The organism is Stenotrophomonas sp. AS012628 (genome assembly GCF_010608305.1).
GTDB lineage: Bacteria > Pseudomonadota > Gammaproteobacteria > Xanthomonadales > Xanthomonadaceae > Stenotrophomonas > Stenotrophomonas geniculata.
In genome coordinates, this window is record NZ_VMBJ01000008.1 from 84932 (window position 1) to 99600 (window position 14669).

At 66.7% G+C, this 14669-nt stretch carries 11 protein-coding genes and 3 tRNA genes; 6 read left to right on the plus strand and 8 right to left on the minus strand.

All coding sequences use genetic code 11. The features are described 5' to 3' along the window. Nucleotide 1: 1 nt before the first annotated feature. Nucleotides 2–1183 carry a multidrug efflux MFS transporter periplasmic adaptor subunit EmrA gene (emrA, locus tag G5A07_RS06055; RefSeq protein ID WP_053449231.1) on the plus strand — a complete coding sequence of 394 codons (1182 nt, stop codon included), beginning with the start codon at nt 2–4 and terminating at the stop codon, nt 1181–1183. Nucleotides 1184–1190: 7 nt separating this feature from the next. Further along, the gene (gene emrB, locus G5A07_RS06060) at nt 1191–2777 is read left to right on the plus strand and encodes a multidrug efflux MFS transporter permease subunit EmrB (RefSeq protein WP_054171346.1); all 1587 of its coding nucleotides are present in this window, start codon (nt 1191–1193) and stop codon (nt 2775–2777) included. A gap of 111 nt (nt 2778–2888) precedes the next feature. Here the strand turns inward: emrB and G5A07_RS06065 are convergent, their stop codons facing one another. From G5A07_RS06065 to G5A07_RS06075, 3 genes are all read right to left on the minus strand, one after another. Continuing rightward, nucleotides 2889–3167, minus strand: coding sequence for a hypothetical protein (locus G5A07_RS06065; RefSeq protein ID WP_191863024.1), 279 nt, complete (start codon nt 3165–3167; stop codon nt 2889–2891). A 324-nt stretch (nt 3168–3491) separates the two neighbouring features. Then, a tRNA-Leu gene (locus G5A07_RS06070) sits at nt 3492–3576 on the minus strand. A gap of 50 nt (nt 3577–3626) precedes the next feature. Further along, entirely contained in the window at nt 3627–4526 is a 900-nt protein-coding gene (locus tag G5A07_RS06075) for a LysR family transcriptional regulator (RefSeq protein ID WP_191863025.1), read from the minus strand. Between the two features lie 99 nt (nt 4527–4625). On the opposite strand from G5A07_RS06075, the gene G5A07_RS06080 reads away from it, so the two are divergent. Further along, the gene (locus G5A07_RS06080; RefSeq protein WP_191863026.1) at nt 4626–5372 is read left to right on the plus strand and encodes a sulfite exporter TauE/SafE family protein; all 747 of its coding nucleotides are present in this window, start codon (nt 4626–4628) and stop codon (nt 5370–5372) included. A gap of 71 nt (nt 5373–5443) precedes the next feature. Here G5A07_RS06080 and G5A07_RS06085 read toward each other — a convergent pair. Both G5A07_RS06085 and G5A07_RS06090 read right to left on the minus strand, forming a co-directional pair. Continuing rightward, nucleotides 5444–5528, minus strand: a tRNA-Leu gene (locus tag G5A07_RS06085). A gap of 162 nt (nt 5529–5690) precedes the next feature. Continuing rightward, nucleotides 5691–5775 (minus strand) — tRNA-Leu (locus tag G5A07_RS06090). A gap of 128 nt (nt 5776–5903) precedes the next feature. On the opposite strand from G5A07_RS06090, the gene rnr reads away from it, so the two are divergent. The 3 genes from rnr (at nt 5904) to rlmB (ending at nt 9813) form a co-directional block, all read left to right on the plus strand. Next, the gene (gene rnr / locus G5A07_RS06095; protein ID WP_191863027.1) at nt 5904–8363 is read left to right on the plus strand and encodes a ribonuclease R; all 2460 of its coding nucleotides are present in this window, start codon (nt 5904–5906) and stop codon (nt 8361–8363) included. A 119-nt stretch (nt 8364–8482) separates the two neighbouring features. After that, nucleotides 8483–8977 carry a GFA family protein gene (locus tag G5A07_RS06100; protein ID WP_043402597.1) on the plus strand — a complete coding sequence of 165 codons (495 nt, stop codon included), beginning with the start codon at nt 8483–8485 and terminating at the stop codon, nt 8975–8977. Between the two features lie 92 nt (nt 8978–9069). Further along, the gene (gene rlmB / locus G5A07_RS06105) at nt 9070–9813 is read left to right on the plus strand and encodes a 23S rRNA (guanosine(2251)-2'-O)-methyltransferase RlmB (protein ID WP_005408775.1); all 744 of its coding nucleotides are present in this window, start codon (nt 9070–9072) and stop codon (nt 9811–9813) included. Between the two features lie 144 nt (nt 9814–9957). Here rlmB and G5A07_RS06110 read toward each other — a convergent pair whose 3' ends face one another. The 3 genes from G5A07_RS06110 to G5A07_RS06120 are packed head-to-tail and all read right to left on the minus strand — an operon-like array spanning nt 9958 to nt 14590. Beyond that, the gene (locus G5A07_RS06110) at nt 9958–11397 is read right to left on the minus strand and encodes a TolC family protein (RefSeq protein WP_191863028.1); all 1440 of its coding nucleotides are present in this window, start codon (nt 11395–11397) and stop codon (nt 9958–9960) included. Further along, complete coding sequence (locus G5A07_RS06115) at nt 11394–13352, minus strand: MacB family efflux pump subunit (protein WP_010486241.1); 1959 nt, start codon at nt 13350–13352, stop codon at nt 11394–11396. The genes G5A07_RS06110 and G5A07_RS06115 overlap by 4 nt, the downstream gene beginning before the upstream one ends. After that, nucleotides 13349–14590: an efflux RND transporter periplasmic adaptor subunit gene (locus G5A07_RS06120; RefSeq protein ID WP_053442754.1), complete on the minus strand. Its 1242-nt coding sequence runs from the start codon at nt 14588–14590 to the stop codon at nt 13349–13351. The genes G5A07_RS06115 and G5A07_RS06120 overlap by 4 nt, the downstream gene beginning before the upstream one ends. Nucleotides 14591–14669: the final 79 nt, after the last annotated feature.

Below are 14669 nucleotides of genomic sequence, written 5' to 3' on the forward strand. Positions count from 1 at the left end.
CATGAGCCAGACCCAAGACACCGCGGCCCCGGCCGCCTCCAACCGCCGCGGCAACCTGCTGCGCGGCCTGTTCGTGATCGTCGTGCTGCTGCTTGCCGCACTGGCGCTGTGGTACTTCATGTTCGGCCGTTGGTTCGAAGAGACCGACGACGCCTACGTGCAGGGCAACCAGGTACAGATCACCCCGCTGGTGGCCGGTACCGTGGTCGCCATCAACGCCGATGACGGCATGCGCGTGGAGCGCGGCCAGCTGCTGGTGCAGCTGGACCCGTCCGATACATCGGTGGCGCTGCAGCAGGCCGAAGCCAACCTGGCCAAGACCGTGCGCCAGACCCGTGGCCTGTACCGCAGCGTGGAAGGTGCGCAGGCGGACTTGAACGCCCGCCAGGTGACCCTGAAGCGCGTGCGCGACGACTTCGCCCGCCGCAAGGACCTGGCCGCCACCGGCGCCATTTCCAATGAAGAACTGGCCCACGCCCGTGACGAGCTGGCCGCTGCCGAAGCCGCCGTGGCCGGTTCGCGCGAGACCGTCGAGCGCAACCGCGCGCTGGTCGACGACACCGTGATCGCCACCCAGCCGGACGTGCAGGCGGCCGCCGCGCAGCTGCGCCAGGCCTTCCTCAACAACGCCCGCGCCGGCATCGTCGCGCCGGTCACCGGCTACGTTGCCCGTCGTTCGGTGCAGGTCGGCCAGCGCGTGCAGCCGGGCAACGCGCTGATGGCGGTAGTGCCGACCGAGCAGATGTGGGTCGAGGCCAACTTCAAGGAAACCCAGCTGCGCCACATGCGCCTGGGCCAGGAAGTGGAGCTGAAGTCGGACCTGTACGCCGGTGACGTGAAGTACAAGGGTCGCATCCAGAGCCTGGGCCTGGGCACCGGCTCGGCGTTCTCGCTGCTGCCGGCGCAGAACGCCAGCGGCAACTGGATCAAGATCGTGCAGCGCGTGCCGGTCCGCATCGCCATCGATGCCAAGCAGCTGGCCGAACACCCGCTGCGCATCGGCCTGTCGATGAAGGCCGAAGTGAGCCTGCGTGACCAGAAGGGCGAAGTGCTGCCAAGCACTCCGGCCAAGGGCACGGTGTTCGACACCGACGTGTATGCCAAGCAGCTGCATGATGCCGACGAGGTGATCCATACGATCATCCAGGGCAACCTGCCGCAGCAGCAGGCGAAGGTGGGCTGAGGTCGCCATGTCCGCACAAGCTCCAGCCGCGCCCGGCGCTCCGGGCGCACCGGCGGCGCCGGGTGCGGCCTCCGGGTTCCTGCCGCCCAGTGTCGCCCTGTGCACCGTGGGCCTGGCGATGGCGTCGTTCATGCAGGTGCTCGATACCACCATCGCCAACGTCTCGCTGCCGACCATCGCCGGTAATCTTGGCGCCAGTTCGCAGCAGGCCACCTGGGTCATCACCTCGTTCGCGGTCAGCACGGCCATCGCGCTGCCGCTGACCGGCTGGCTCAGCCGCCGCTTCGGCGAACGCAAGCTGTTCGTCTGGGCCACGCTGGCCTTCGTCATCACCTCGCTGCTGTGCGGCCTGGCCCAGAGCATGGGCATGCTGGTGCTGTCGCGTGCGCTGCAAGGCTTCGTGGCCGGCCCGATGTACCCGATCACGCAGTCGCTGCTGGTCTCGATCTACCCGCGTGAGAAACGTGGGCAGGCATTGGCGCTGCTGGCGATGATCACGGTGGTTGCGCCGATCTGCGGCCCCATCCTCGGTGGCTGGATCACCGACAACTACAGCTGGGAATGGATCTTCCTGATCAATGTGCCGCTGGGCATCTTTGCCGCGCTGGTGGTGGGCAACCAGTTGAAGGGGCGCCCGGAGCACATCGAGAAGCCGAAGATGGACTATGTCGGCCTGGTCACCCTGGTGATCGGTGTCGGTGCGCTGCAGCTGGTGCTCGACCTGGGCAATGACGAGGACTGGTTCTCGTCGATGAAGATCGTGGTGCTGGCGTGTGTGGCTGTGGTCACGCTGACGGTGTTCCTGATCTGGGAACTGACCGACAAGGATCCGATCGTCGACCTGAAGCTGTTCCGGCATCGCAACTTCCGCGCCGGTACGCTGGCGATGGTGGTGGCGTACGCGGCGTTCTTCAGCGTGGCCCTGCTGATTCCGCAGTGGCTGCAGCGTGACATGGGTTACACCGCGATCTGGGCGGGCCTGGCGACGGCGCCGATCGGCATCCTGCCGGTGATCATGACCCCGTTCGTGGGCAAGTACGCATCGCGCTTCGACATGCGCATGCTGGCCACGGTCGCGTTCATCGTGTTGTCGATGACCAGTTTCCTGCGTTCGAACTTCAACCTGCAGGTGGACTACACCCACGTGGCCGGCGTGCAGTTGATCATGGGCATCGGCGTCGCGCTGTTCTTCATGCCGGTGCTGCAGATCCTGCTGTCGGACCTGGATGGGCGCGAGATCGCGGCGGGCTCCGGCCTGGCCACCTTCCTGCGTACGCTGGGCGGCAGTTTCGCGGCGTCGCTGACGACGTGGCTGTGGGCGCGGCGCACCCAGGTGCACCATGCTGACCTGACCGAGCACATCTCGGTCTATCAGCCGGGCATGCAGGACCAGGTGACGGCGATGGGGCAGGGCGACCTGCAACATGGTGCCGCGGTACTGAACAACATGATCAACCACCAGGCATCGCAGATGGGCTTCAACGACATCTTCTTCCTGCTGGGCTGGATCTTCCTGGCGATCATCGCGTTCCTGTGGCTGGCCAAACCGCCGTTCGGCGCAGGCGCAGGTGCGGCCGCCGGCGGCGGGCACTGAAAACTCCCTGGAAACACGTGCTGTATTTTGACCCCGCCGCAAGGCGGGGTTCTTGTTTGTGCAACGCGGGGCGCACGGGCCCTGCCGTTGGGGGAGTGCAGCGGCGCAGGTTCAGCGCGTGCGATAGATGCGCTTGAACACCACCCGATCACGGAACAATCGGGAAACGGCCCACATTCCCGCCACAAGTACGGCGCCGCACGTGATCCAGCCGGTAGTGGCCTGCAATCGGCTGCCGACCAGTGCGCCGCAGATGATGGCGGCGACAAAGACGAACATTACGGCCTCCTTCGATGCGCCGTAGTGGACCTCGGCCTGGCATCCCACGCATACGCGTACGCCGTGGTTCGAGCCGGTGTGGCAGTGAGGGCAGATGATGTTGCGCTGCATAGGGGCGTCCTTTGGGGAAAGGGAGGGCGCTGGTCAGGTCGTGGCGATAGACCTGCAACCGGCTCCCGTAAAGCTGCCTTCCACCGAAAAGGAATCGGGTAGATCTCCGACTAGGAAAATTACGAATTGAACGCGTAACGTGAAATGCGACCCAAAAGGAGGCCGTTCAGGGTTTGGTGACGACGCGCCCGGAGGGGGTATGCACCAGCGGGTGACGCCTGGGTGGTGCGAGATACGACAGTTCGAGCGGTAGATGCGATGCCACGCTCGCCAAACCCCGGAAACGAAAAAACCCGCTTTCGCGGGTTTGATCATCTTGAGTCGTGGTGCCCAGGAGAGGACTCGAACCTCCACGGTTTTACCCGCTAGTACCTGAAACTAGTGCGTCTACCAATTCCGCCACCTGGGCGACTCAGGAGATGAATTGTGCGGTACGGCAGAGGATGTGTCAACAACATTTCACAGCTCTTTCTGCGGCTGCACGTCCAGGTGAAGCAGCAGGCTGCGCATTGCCGATGACAACTGCGCCCACTCGGCAAAACAGGCGCACAGGCGGCGCTGTGCCCACGCATCGGCGAGCGGTACGGCGACGGTATGCGTGCTGCGCCGATGCTGGCGGGCGATGGTCCGCGGCACGATGCCGATACCAATGTCGTGGCCGACCATGATGCACACCCCTTCGAAGGTCTTCATGCGGATGCGCACGTCCAGGCGCCGCCCGATGTCGCGTGCCTGGTCCTCGATGTAGGTCTGCAGTGCATTGCCATCGGCCAGGGCGACGAAAGTCTCGCCGGCAACATCGGCGAAGGCCAGGCTGCGCCGCGATGCGAGGCGATGGTCTGCGGGCAGCAGCATCACCAGTGGATCTTCGGCCACCACATGCTGCTGCAGGCCGGCAGCGTCGACCGCATCACTGATGATGCCGGCCTCGGCCTGGCCAGCGCTGATCGCACGCACGACTTCGGGGCTGGTGCGCTCCAGCAGTTCCACGTGCAGGCGTGGGCGTTCGGCCAGCCACGGTGCCAGCCGCGAGGGCAGGTAGTTGGTCAGCGCAGCGGTATTGGCATACAGATGCAGGGTACCGCGCGCGCCATGCGCGAATGCCTGCAGTTCGCCGCGCAGCTGCGCCTGCTGCTGCAGGATCAGGCGTGCATGGTGGGCGAGGGCGGCGCCGGCTTCAGTCAGGCTGACGCCACGCGGATGGCGGTTCAGCAGCACGGTGCCGGCATCGGCTTCGATCGTGCGCAGGCGTTCGCTGGCCGAGGCCAGGGCCAGGTTCGCCTGCGCCGCGCCGGCCGTGATGCTGCCCGCCTCGGCAATCGCCAGGAACAGGCGCAGGTCGGCGATATCCATCCGCATGTCATGCCCTCATCGCAACGCCCGAGCCTTCGGATCAGCCGAAGGGTGGGCCGGGAAGACCGCATTGTGCGCCGGGCGACGGCCCGATCCAATGAAGGCATGAATGAATCGATGTACTTCTACGCGCTGCTGGTGGTGGTGTTCGTGCTGGCTGGCGTGGTCAAGGGCGTGACCGGCATGGGGTTGCCGACGGTGGCGATGGGGCTGCTCGGTGGCGCGTTGTCGCCGGTGGCGGCGGCATCGATGCTGTTCATCCCCACTTTTGTCACCAACGCGTGGCAGCTGTTGTCCGGGCCGTCGCTGGGCCCCATCGTGCGGCGCCTGTGGCCGATGATGCTGGCGGTGGTGGCGGTGACACTGGGTTCGGCGGCGCTGCTGGTGCGGGTCGATCGCACCTGGTCGCGCGTTGCGCTGGGAGTGGCGCTGGTGGTCTATGCCGTCTATGCCCTGCTTGCACCGGTGTTTCGCGTGCCGCAGCGGCGCGAGCGTTGGCTGGGGCCGCTGGTGGGGGCATTGTCGGGCGTGGTGACCGGCGCCACCGGCGTGTTCGTGATGCCGGCGGTACCGTATCTGCAGTCGCTGGGATTGCAGCGCGAGGAGCTGGTGCAGGCGTTGGGGCTGGCCTTCACTGTGTCGACGATTTCGCTGACCACCGGCCTGGTGCTGCATGGCGCATTCGGCATCCAGCAGCTGGGGCTGAGTGCGTTGGCGGTGCTGCCGGCATTGCTGGGCATGTGGCTGGGGCAGGTGATCCGGCAGCGCATCAGCGCACGGGTGTTCCGCGCCTGTTTCCTCGGGTTCCTGCTGCTGCTTGGGCTGGAGCTGGTGTTGCGGCCGCTGTTCTGATGCCGGTGGCCGCAGTGCCGGATTCCGGGCATGAAAAAACCCGCTTTCGCGGGTTTTTCTCATTCTCGACGTGGTGCCCAGGAGAGGACTCGAACCTCCACGGTTTTACCCGCTAGTACCTGAAACTAGTGCGTCTACCAATTCCGCCACCTGGGCGTCGAGGAGCGAGATTATGGGGTGTTGTGACGGGGGTGTCAACACCCTTGTGAAGATCATTGCGATTACCGGTCGGAGTTCCTTCCTGGAGGAATCAGGGCCGAGCCTCAGGGCCGGATTACAGGCAAAAAAAATCCCCGCCGAAGCGAGGAGTTTTTTCGTTGGTGCCCAGGAGAGGACTCGAACCTCCACGGTTTTACCCGCTAGTACCTGAAACTAGTGCGTCTACCAATTCCGCCACCTGGGCGTTCCAGAGGCGCAATTGTGAAGATGAATCCGCAGGCTGTCAACGACTTCCTGAATATTTTTCACGCAAGGCCTTCAAGACGGCCACTGACCCGTTCTGCACGCCGTCAACGGCTACCATGTAGGGCGATGACTACCAAAAAACCAAGCAAGGGCGGGAGCACCTCCCGCAGCCAGGGCCCGAAGAAGGGCGCCAAGGCGGGCGCAGCCCGCACCACCAAGCCGGGCAAGCCGTTGCCGGGCTGGTTCCCCGAATTGAATGAAGGCGGCGCACCACCGCGTGGCCGCAAGGTCCGCAATACCGACGCGCCAGGCCCGACCCCGGGCCGCAAGCTGCCGCCGACCGGCAAGGTGATCGACGATCCCTATGCCGCGCGTGAAGCGGAGAAATACGAACAGCCCATCGCCAGCCGCGAGGCCATCCTGGCCCTGCTGGAGCGCTGCGAAGGGCCGCAGACCGCCGAGGAACTGGGCGCACGCCTGGGCCTGACCGCACCCGATCGTGCCGAAGCGCTGTCGCGCCGGCTCGGTGCCATGGTCCGTGATGGCCAGCTGGTGCAGAACCGCCGTGGCGGCTTCGCCCCGATCCAGACCCTGAACCTGGTCACCGGCGTGGTGATCGCCAACCCGGAAGGGTTCGGCTTCCTGCGCCCGGTCGAGGGGGGCGACGACCTGTTCCTGCCCCCGTATGAAATGCGCAAGGTCATGCACGGTGACAAGGTGCTGGCCCGCGTGACCGGCATCGACCACCGTGGCCGTCGCGAAGGCAGCATTGCGCGCGTGCTCGAACGCGGCATGACCCGCCTGATCGGTCGCTTCAGCATTGAAATGGGCATCAATTACGTGGTGCCCGATGACAAGCGCATCCAGCGCAACGTGCAGGTACCGCCGGACCAGACCGGTGGCGCGCGCGATGGCCAGCTGGTGGTCTGCGAACTTACCCAGGCGCCGGACAGCCGCCGCCCGCCGATCGGCCGCATCATCGCCGTGCTCGGCGACAAGCTGACCGCATCGCTGGTGGTGGAGACCGCCATCCACGGCCACGAGCTGCCGTTCGAGTTCCCGCAGGAGGTGCTGGACGAAGCCGCCTCGGTGCCGATGGTGGTTGAACCGGCGATGATCGGCGACCGTGTCGATCTGCGCAGCACGCCGCTGGTCACCATCGACGGTGAAGATGCCAAGGACTTCGACGACGCGGTGTACTGCGAGCCGAATGCCGACGGTTTCCGCCTGGTGGTGGCGATTGCCGATGTTTCGAACTACGTCCGTCCCGGCACGCCGCTGGACGAGGAAGCGCAGAAGCGTGCGACTTCGGTCTACTTCCCCGGCTTCGTGGTGCCGATGCTGCCGGAGACGCTCTCCAACGGCATCTGTTCGTTGATGCCGAAGGTCGACCGCATGTGCTTCGTCTGCGACATGCAGATCGACCGCGACGGCCTGGTGACGCATTCGCGCTTCTACGAGGCGGTGATGAACTCGCACGCGCGCCTGACCTATACCCAGGTGTGGAAGGCGGTGGGCGAGGACGATGCCGATACCAAGGCCTGGATGGCTGACCTGCTGCCGCAGGTGCAGCGCCTGCACCAGCTGTACAAGGTGCTGTCCAAGGCACGCGCCAAGCGCGGTGCCATCGAGTTCGAAAGCAGTGAAGTACGCTTCGTGCTGGACAACCGCGGTGAAGTGACCCAGGCCGGCATGCTGGTGCGCAACGACGCGCACAAGCTGATCGAGGAATGCATGATCGCGGCCAACGTCGAGGCAGCGAAGTACCTGCTGTCGCGCCACGTGCCGGCCCCGTACCGCATCCACGAGAAGCCGCCGGAGACCAAGTACGCCGACCTGCTGGAATTCCTCAAGGAGTTCAAGCTGAGCCTGCCGCCGTGGTCCAAGGTGCGCCCGGGTGACTACACCAAGCTGCTGAAGAAGATCCGCGACCGCCCCGATGCCACGCTGCTGGAATCGGTGCTGCTGCGCAGCCAGAGCCTGGCGATCTACAGCCCGGAGAACCACGGCCACTTCGGCCTGGCGCTGGAGGCGTACGCGCACTTCACCTCGCCGATCCGTCGCTATCCCGACCTGCTGGTGCACCGCGCGATCAAGCATGCGCTGTCCGGCAAGCCGTTGGACAAGTTCACCTACAACGCGCGCGAAATGGCTGCGCTGGCGCTGCAGTGCTCCGAGCGTGAGCGCCGTGCCGATGAAGCCGAGCGCGAGGTCGACGAGCGCTACCGCGCGGCGTGGATGGAAAAGCACGTGGGTGGCCAGTTCGATGGCGTGATCAGCGGCGTGACCAGCTTCGGCCTGTTCGTCGAGCTGGATGAGTCGAAAGTGCAGGGCCTGGTGCACGTGACCCAGCTGCCGCAGGACTATTACAAGTTCGACGCGACCCGCAAGACGCTGACCGGCGAGCGCCGCGGCAGCAGCTACCGTCTGGGCGATCGCGTGCGGATCCTGGTGCTGAAGGCCAGCATGGAAGAACGCAAGATCGACTTCCGCCTGGTCGAGCACAAGGGCGAGGACGAAGGCGAGGGCCTGCCGCCACTGCCGGAGCGCGGCAAGCCGGCCAAGCGGACGAAGAAGCAGTATTGAAAGGTGTGCCGACCAACGGTCGGCACCTGCCTCACCCGGTAGGTGCCAGCCGTTGGTTGGCACATCCCTCACCCGGTAGGTGCCAACCTTGGTTGGCACGACGTTACGGAGGACCGCAGATGCAGGGCCAACCCGAGTACAGCGGCGGCTGCCAGTGCGGCGCGATCCGCTTCCAGGCGCGTGGCGCGCTCACCGACAGCTCGATCTGCCATTGCCGGATGTGCCAGAAGGCCTTCGGTGCCTACTACGCGCCGCTGGTGTCGGTGCGCGGCGTGCAGTTCAGCTGGACCCGCGGCCAGCCGCGCTATTTCCAGTCGTCCAACGTGGTGCGGCGGGGCTTCTGCGCCGACTGCGGTACGCCGCTGACCTACGAGGCGCCGGACGGCGTGGCGGTGGCGGCCGGTGCCTTTGACGAACCCGAGCGCCTGCCGCCGACGATCCAGTACGGGGTCGAGCGCAAGCTGCCGTTCGTCGATACGTTGGCCAGCCTGCCGGCCCGTCGTACCGAGGAAGACATCGCCGCGCTGGATTTCCTGGCCACGATCGTGTCCCACCAGCATCCCGACCACGACACCCCACACTGGCCGCCGCGCAGCCGTTCAGCCGAAGGGTGAACGGCGGGTAGCGCCGGGCCATGCCCGGCGAGCGCGAAGCGCGGCCGTCGCCGATGCTCTACCATAGCCCCCCCTTTCCGGTCCCCGCCCGCATGAGCAAGAACAGCCAGTGGATTGTCGGCGTCAACGCCGTCGCCTCCTCCATCGAGAACGACGCCGAGAACGTCCGCGAAGTGCTGGTCGAGGCCGGTGCGAAGAACCCGCGCCTGACCGAGATCGAGGAAAACGCCCGCCGCAAGGGCATCGACGTGCGCAAGGTGAACAGCCAGGCGCTGGATGGCGTGGGTGGTTCGGTGCGCCACCAGGGCGTGGCCGCGCGCTATGCCGCCGCTCGTACCTACAGCGAGAACGAGCTGGAAGGCCTGGTCACTGCAGCCGAAGGCAAGGCCCTGCTGCTGGTGCTGGACGAGGTGCAGGACCCGCACAACCTCGGCGCCTGCCTGCGCTCGGCCGCTGCGGCCGGCGCGACTGCAGTAATCATCCCCAAGGACAAGTCGGCCACGGTGAACGCGACCGTGCGCAAGACCTCGGCCGGTGCCGCCGATCTGATCCCGGTAGTGGCGGTGACCAACCTGTCGCGCTGCCTGAAGGACCTGCAGAAGCAGGGCGTGTGGATCTATGGTCTGGCCGGCGAAGCCACCGCTTCGCTGTACCAGCTGGACCTGAAGGGCAACATCGCCCTGGTGCTGGGTGGCGAGGCCGATGGCCTGCGCCGCCTGACCCGCGAGAACTGCGATGGCCTGGTCAAGATTCCGATGCCGGGCGAGATCGAGAGCCTGAACGTCTCCGTCGCCGCCGGCGTCAGCCTGTTCGAGGCCGTGCGCCAGCGCGGTTGATCTGTAGAGCCGAGCCCACGCTCGGCTATCGCATACCCGATCAAGAAGGCAGCCGAGCATGGGCTCGGCTCTACAGAAGTAGCGTGTCGACCAAGGTCGACACCTGCCGGTAGTCGCCAACCTTGGTTGGCGGCTCTTGCCGCCTCAGCCCGCGCTGCCGCCCAGCGCCTTGAACAGGGTCACGTCGTTGTTCAGCTGGCCCTGGCGCACGCGCGCCAACGACAGCTCGGCATCACGCCGGGTCTGCTGCGCTTCCAGCCAGGTGCGCAGGTCGGTGGCACCCACGCGGTAGCGCACTTCCTGCGCGCGCTCCACTTCCACCGCTTCGTCATACGAAGCCTGCGAGGCCGCCACCTGGCGCGCCAGCTGCTCGCGTGCCGACAGTGCGTTGTCCACTTCCGAGAGCGCGGTGTACAGCGTCTTGCGGAAATTGGTCGCGGCGATCTGGTAGCCGGTGCCGGCGATGTCGGTATCCAGCTGCGCGCGCTGCAGATTGAGGAACGGCAATGACAGGCCCGCACCCAGGGTGGCCACCGGGTTGCGCAGCACATCACCCAGCGAGGTCGCACTGGAGCCGAGGCTGCCGGTCAGGCTCAGCGCCGGGTAGTACTGGGTGGCGGTCACCTTGATGGTCTTCAGGCTGTTGCGCAGGCGCAGTTCGGCTGCGCGCAGGTCGGGACGGCGGCCGAGCAGGTCGGTCGGCAGGCCTTCGTTGATCCCGGGGCTGCGTGCGGCCAGCAGGTCCTGCGGCTCGTCCTGCTGTGGCCACGGCGTGCCGTCCAGCAGCACGGTCAGCGCATTGCGCACTTCCACCCGCTGCTGTTCCAGCGCGCTCTGCGAGGAGCGCTGCGACTGCAGGTTCTGCAGTGCCTGGCGTACTTCCAGGCGCGATACCGCACCTGCGTCGAAGCGAGCCTGGACCAGTTCGCGGGTACGTTCCAGCCGCTCCAGGTTGGCCTGGCCGGTGGTGATCGACTGGTTGAGATAGGCCAGGTTCCAGTACTGGGTGATGGTGTCGCCGATCACCAGCAGCGCGGTGTTCTGCCGGTCTTCCTCGCTGGCCTCGGCTTCCCAGCGGGCGATGTCGCGCTGGGTGCGCAGGCGGCCCCACAGATCGACCTCCCAGCCCAGCGAAACGCCGGTGGAATAGCTGCGGCGCCAGTCATCAGCCTGGTCGGTGGTGCGGCTGGCGCTGCCACTGACCCCGGAGGACGAAGGCTGCGGCCACAGCGCGTTGCTGGCCAGGCCAGCCTGCAGGCGCGAACGCTGCACGGCCAGGCCGGCGGCGGCCAGATCGCTGTTGGCGGCCAGCGCCTGCGCCACCAGGCGATCCAGTCGTTCATCGCCGAAGCCGGTCCACCAGGTGTCCTGGCGGATGTCGCGGCCGGGTGTATCCAGGCTGCTGCGCGGGTCGTCGGCGGGTGCATTGAGGGTGGCGTCGCCACGCCCGTAGCTGGCCGCCACGTCGGGGGCCTGCACCGGGTAGCGGCCCACCGATGCACAGCCTGAGAAGGCGAGCAGAACAGCGCCCACCAGCAGCAGGCGCGAGGGAGCAGGGAAGGGCAGTCGGGTCATCATCTTCATTCGCGGGCCAGGGCCTCCACCGGGTCGAGCTGCGCGGCATTGCGCGCGGGCAGGAAGCCGAACGCCACGCCGATCAGGGTCGAGCAGGCGAAGGCGGCGACAATCGAGGCGGTGGAGAACAGCACCTGGAAGTCGCTGGCGAAGCGGCCGATCATCGAGCCCAGCAGCAGGGCCAGGCCGATGCCGAGCACGCCGCCGAGCAGGCACACCAGCACCGCTTCGATCAGGAACTGTTGGCGGATATCACTCTGCCGCGCACCCACGGCCATGCGCACGCCGATCTCACGCGTACGCTCGGTGACCGACACCAGCATGATGTTCATCACGCCGATGCCACCGACCAGCAGCGCGATGGCGGCGATCGCGCCGATCAGCAGCGTCATCGTGCGCGTGGTCTGTTCGATGGTCTGGCGGATCTCGGCGCTGTTGCTGAGGAAGAAATCCTCGGTGCCATGGCGCATCGTCAGCAAGCGGGTGATCGCTTCCTGTGCCGCATCCATCGGCGTGTCGTCGTCCACGCGCACGGTGATGCTGGAGACGTGGCTCTGGCCGAGCATGCGCGACATCACCGTGGTGTACGGCACCCACACGCTGAGGCTGGTGCTGCCGCCGAAACCGAAACTCTGGCGCTTGGCCACGCCGACCACGCGTGCTGGCACGTTGCCGAGCAGGATCACCTGGCCGACCGGGTCGACATCGGGGAAGAACTGGGTCTGGGTGTTCTCGTCGATCACCGCCACCTGGCCGAGGCCCTTCACTGCATCACTGTCGAAGAAGCTGCCACTGAGCAGGGTCACGCCCTTGACCCGGAAGAACTGTTCGCCGACGCCGCTGACCTGGGCGGTGGACGACTGGTTGCGGTAACGCGCGGTGACCGAGGTCGACACGCTGGGCGTGGCGCTGTCCACGTAGCTCTGCTTTGCCAGTGCATCGGCATCGCTGGCCTTGAGCGTCTGTACCCGCGCCGAGCGCATGTCGCCGAAACCACGGCCGGGATAGACGTCGATGGTGTTGGTGCCGAGCGCGCTGATGTTCTGCAGGATCTGCTGCTGCGAGCCATTGCCCAGCGCCACCACCGAGACCACCGAGGCGATGCCGATGATGATGCCGAGCATGGTCAGGAAGGTGCGCAGCCGATGCGCGTTCATCGCCAGCAGTGCCATGCGGAACGCTTCGGTGAAGCGGTCGCGGGCCGCCCGCCAGCTGTTGCCGCGGGCGACGCCGGTGCTGGCCTCGCGCTGCGCACGGTAGGTCGGTGCGTTCGGGTTGGCGCGGTCGGCGATGATCTCGCCGTCGCGGATCTCGATGATGCGCTGTGCGTGTTCGGCCACGCTCATGTCGTGGGTGACGATGATGATGGTGTGGCCTTCGGCGTGCAGCTCGCCGAGGATCGCCATGACTTCCTCGCCGGATTTCGTGTCGAGCGCGCCGGTGGGTTCGTCGGCCAGGATCACCTCGCCGCCGTTCATCAGGGCACGTGCGATCGACACGCGCTGCTGTTGGCCACCGGACAGCTGCCCCGGCTTGTGGTGCATGCGGTCGCTCAGGCCCAGCCGCTGCAGCAGCTGCTCGGCCCGTGCGTTGCGCACTGCGCCGGGGCTGCCGGCATACACCGCCGGCACTTCCACGTTGCCGCGCGCGTCCAGGTCGCCCAGCAGGTGATAGCGCTGGAAGATGAAGCCGAAATGTTCGCGGCGCAGTTCGGCCAGTTCGTCCGGTTCCATCTTCCCGGTTTCGCGGCCGGCCACCTGGTAGCTGCCACGGGTAGGGCGGTCGAGGCAGCCGAGGATGTTCATCAGCGTCGACTTGCCCGAGCCGGACTGGCCGACGATGGCCACCATCTCACCGGCGTGGATGTCGAGATTGACGTCGCGCAGCACGGCGATCACATCATCGCCGGCCGGGAATTCGCGTCGCAGGTCGCGCAGGCGCAGCAGCGGCGCCGTCGTGCTCATCGGCGCCCCATGCCCGGGCCGCCGACCCGCATCTGCATGCCGCCGCGGTTGCCGCCGCCGGCGCTGGCACCGGCCGTACCGGCTTCGCCGACCACCACGCGCTCACCTTCCTTCAGCCCGGACAGGATCTCGGCCGAGGCGCCGTTGTTGATGCCCACGCTGACCTTGCGCGGCTGCGGCTGGCCCTTGTCGTCCAGCACCCGCACCATGCGCTCGTCGCCACGGCGCTTCGGCCCCAGTGCCACCGCCGGCACCATCAGCACATTCTTGGCCTGCTTGAGCAGCACGGAGACCTGGGCGGTCATGTCGATGCGCAGCGTGCCGTCCGGGTTCTCCACATCGAACAGCGCGTTGTAGTAGACCGCGCTGCTGGAACTGGAGCTGGACGAACTGCTGGAGCTGGACGAATTCTCGTTGGCGATCGAGGCCGGCGCCGGATTGATCTGGCGCAGGGTGGCGTGGTACTTGCGGTCCGGGTCGCCCAGCGTGGTGAAGTAGACCGGCATGCCGGCCTTGATCTTGACCACGTCGGCCTCGGAGATCTCGGCGTTGACGGTGACCACGTCCAGCCGCGCCAGCATGACGATGGTCGGCGCGGTCTGGTTGGCGTTCACGGTGCGGCCTTCCTCGGCCACCACCGCCACCACGGTGCCGTCCATCGGCGCGGTGATGCGGGTGTAGGCCAGGTTGGCACGGGCGGTGCCCAGTTCGGTTTCGCGGCCCTTGATCTGCGCCTCGTAGGACTGCAGCTGGGCGCGGGCGGTCTTCAGCTGTGCCTCGGCGGCATCGTATTCCTGGCGCGAGGTGGCTTCGGCGGCGAGCATCTGCTGCTGGCGCGCGAACTCCAGTTCGGCCTGGCGCAGGGTGGCCTGCTGCACGGCACGCTGGGCGGTGACCTGGTCCAGCGAGGCCTGCGCGTTGAGCACCTGGTTCTGCTGGGTGGTGGCGTCGATCTCGGCGATCAGATCGCCTTCCTTCACGGTGTCGCCCAGCTGCACCTTCAGCGACTTGATCTGGCCCGAGGCCTGGGCACCCACGCTGACCAGCTTGTAGGCGTCGATCACACCGGTGGCCTCCACCGTCTGCTCGATGTCACCACGGCTGACGGGCGTGGTCGCCACCGCCGGGGCGGCGGGCTTGCGCAGCAGCCACCAGGCGGCTGCGGCGACGGCAAGGGCAAGCAGGGCGATCAGTATCAGGCGACCCCGGCGGGTCGCGGGCAGCAGGCGGAACGTCACGTCGTGGCTTCACTCTCGGGGCCGCGGCGGCGGCGTTGGTGGGCATTGTGAAGACCGGGCGATGGGCGGCTCAATCCTC

Excerpts from the sequence above, each read along its gene's own strand:
- emrA (WP_053449231.1), top strand. The coding sequence starts at position 2 with ATGAGCCAGACCCAAGACACCGCGGCCCCGGCCGCCTCCAACCGCCGC.
- emrB (WP_054171346.1), top strand. The coding sequence starts at position 1,191 with ATGTCCGCACAAGCTCCAGCCGCGCCCGGCGCTCCGGGCGCACCGGCG.
- G5A07_RS06065 (WP_191863024.1), bottom strand. The coding sequence starts at position 3,167 with ATGCAGCGCAACATCATCTGCCCTCACTGCCACACCGGCTCGAACCAC.
- G5A07_RS06075 (WP_191863025.1), bottom strand. The coding sequence starts at position 4,526 with ATGCGGATGGATATCGCCGACCTGCGCCTGTTCCTGGCGATTGCCGAG.
- G5A07_RS06080 (WP_191863026.1), top strand. The coding sequence starts at position 4,626 with ATGAATGAATCGATGTACTTCTACGCGCTGCTGGTGGTGGTGTTCGTG.
- rnr (WP_191863027.1), top strand. The coding sequence starts at position 5,904 with ATGACTACCAAAAAACCAAGCAAGGGCGGGAGCACCTCCCGCAGCCAG.
- G5A07_RS06100 (WP_043402597.1), top strand. The coding sequence starts at position 8,483 with ATGCAGGGCCAACCCGAGTACAGCGGCGGCTGCCAGTGCGGCGCGATC.
- rlmB (WP_005408775.1), top strand. The coding sequence starts at position 9,070 with ATGAGCAAGAACAGCCAGTGGATTGTCGGCGTCAACGCCGTCGCCTCC.
- G5A07_RS06110 (WP_191863028.1), bottom strand. The coding sequence starts at position 11,397 with ATGAAGATGATGACCCGACTGCCCTTCCCTGCTCCCTCGCGCCTGCTG.
- G5A07_RS06115 (WP_010486241.1), bottom strand. The coding sequence starts at position 13,352 with ATGAGCACGACGGCGCCGCTGCTGCGCCTGCGCGACCTGCGACGCGAA.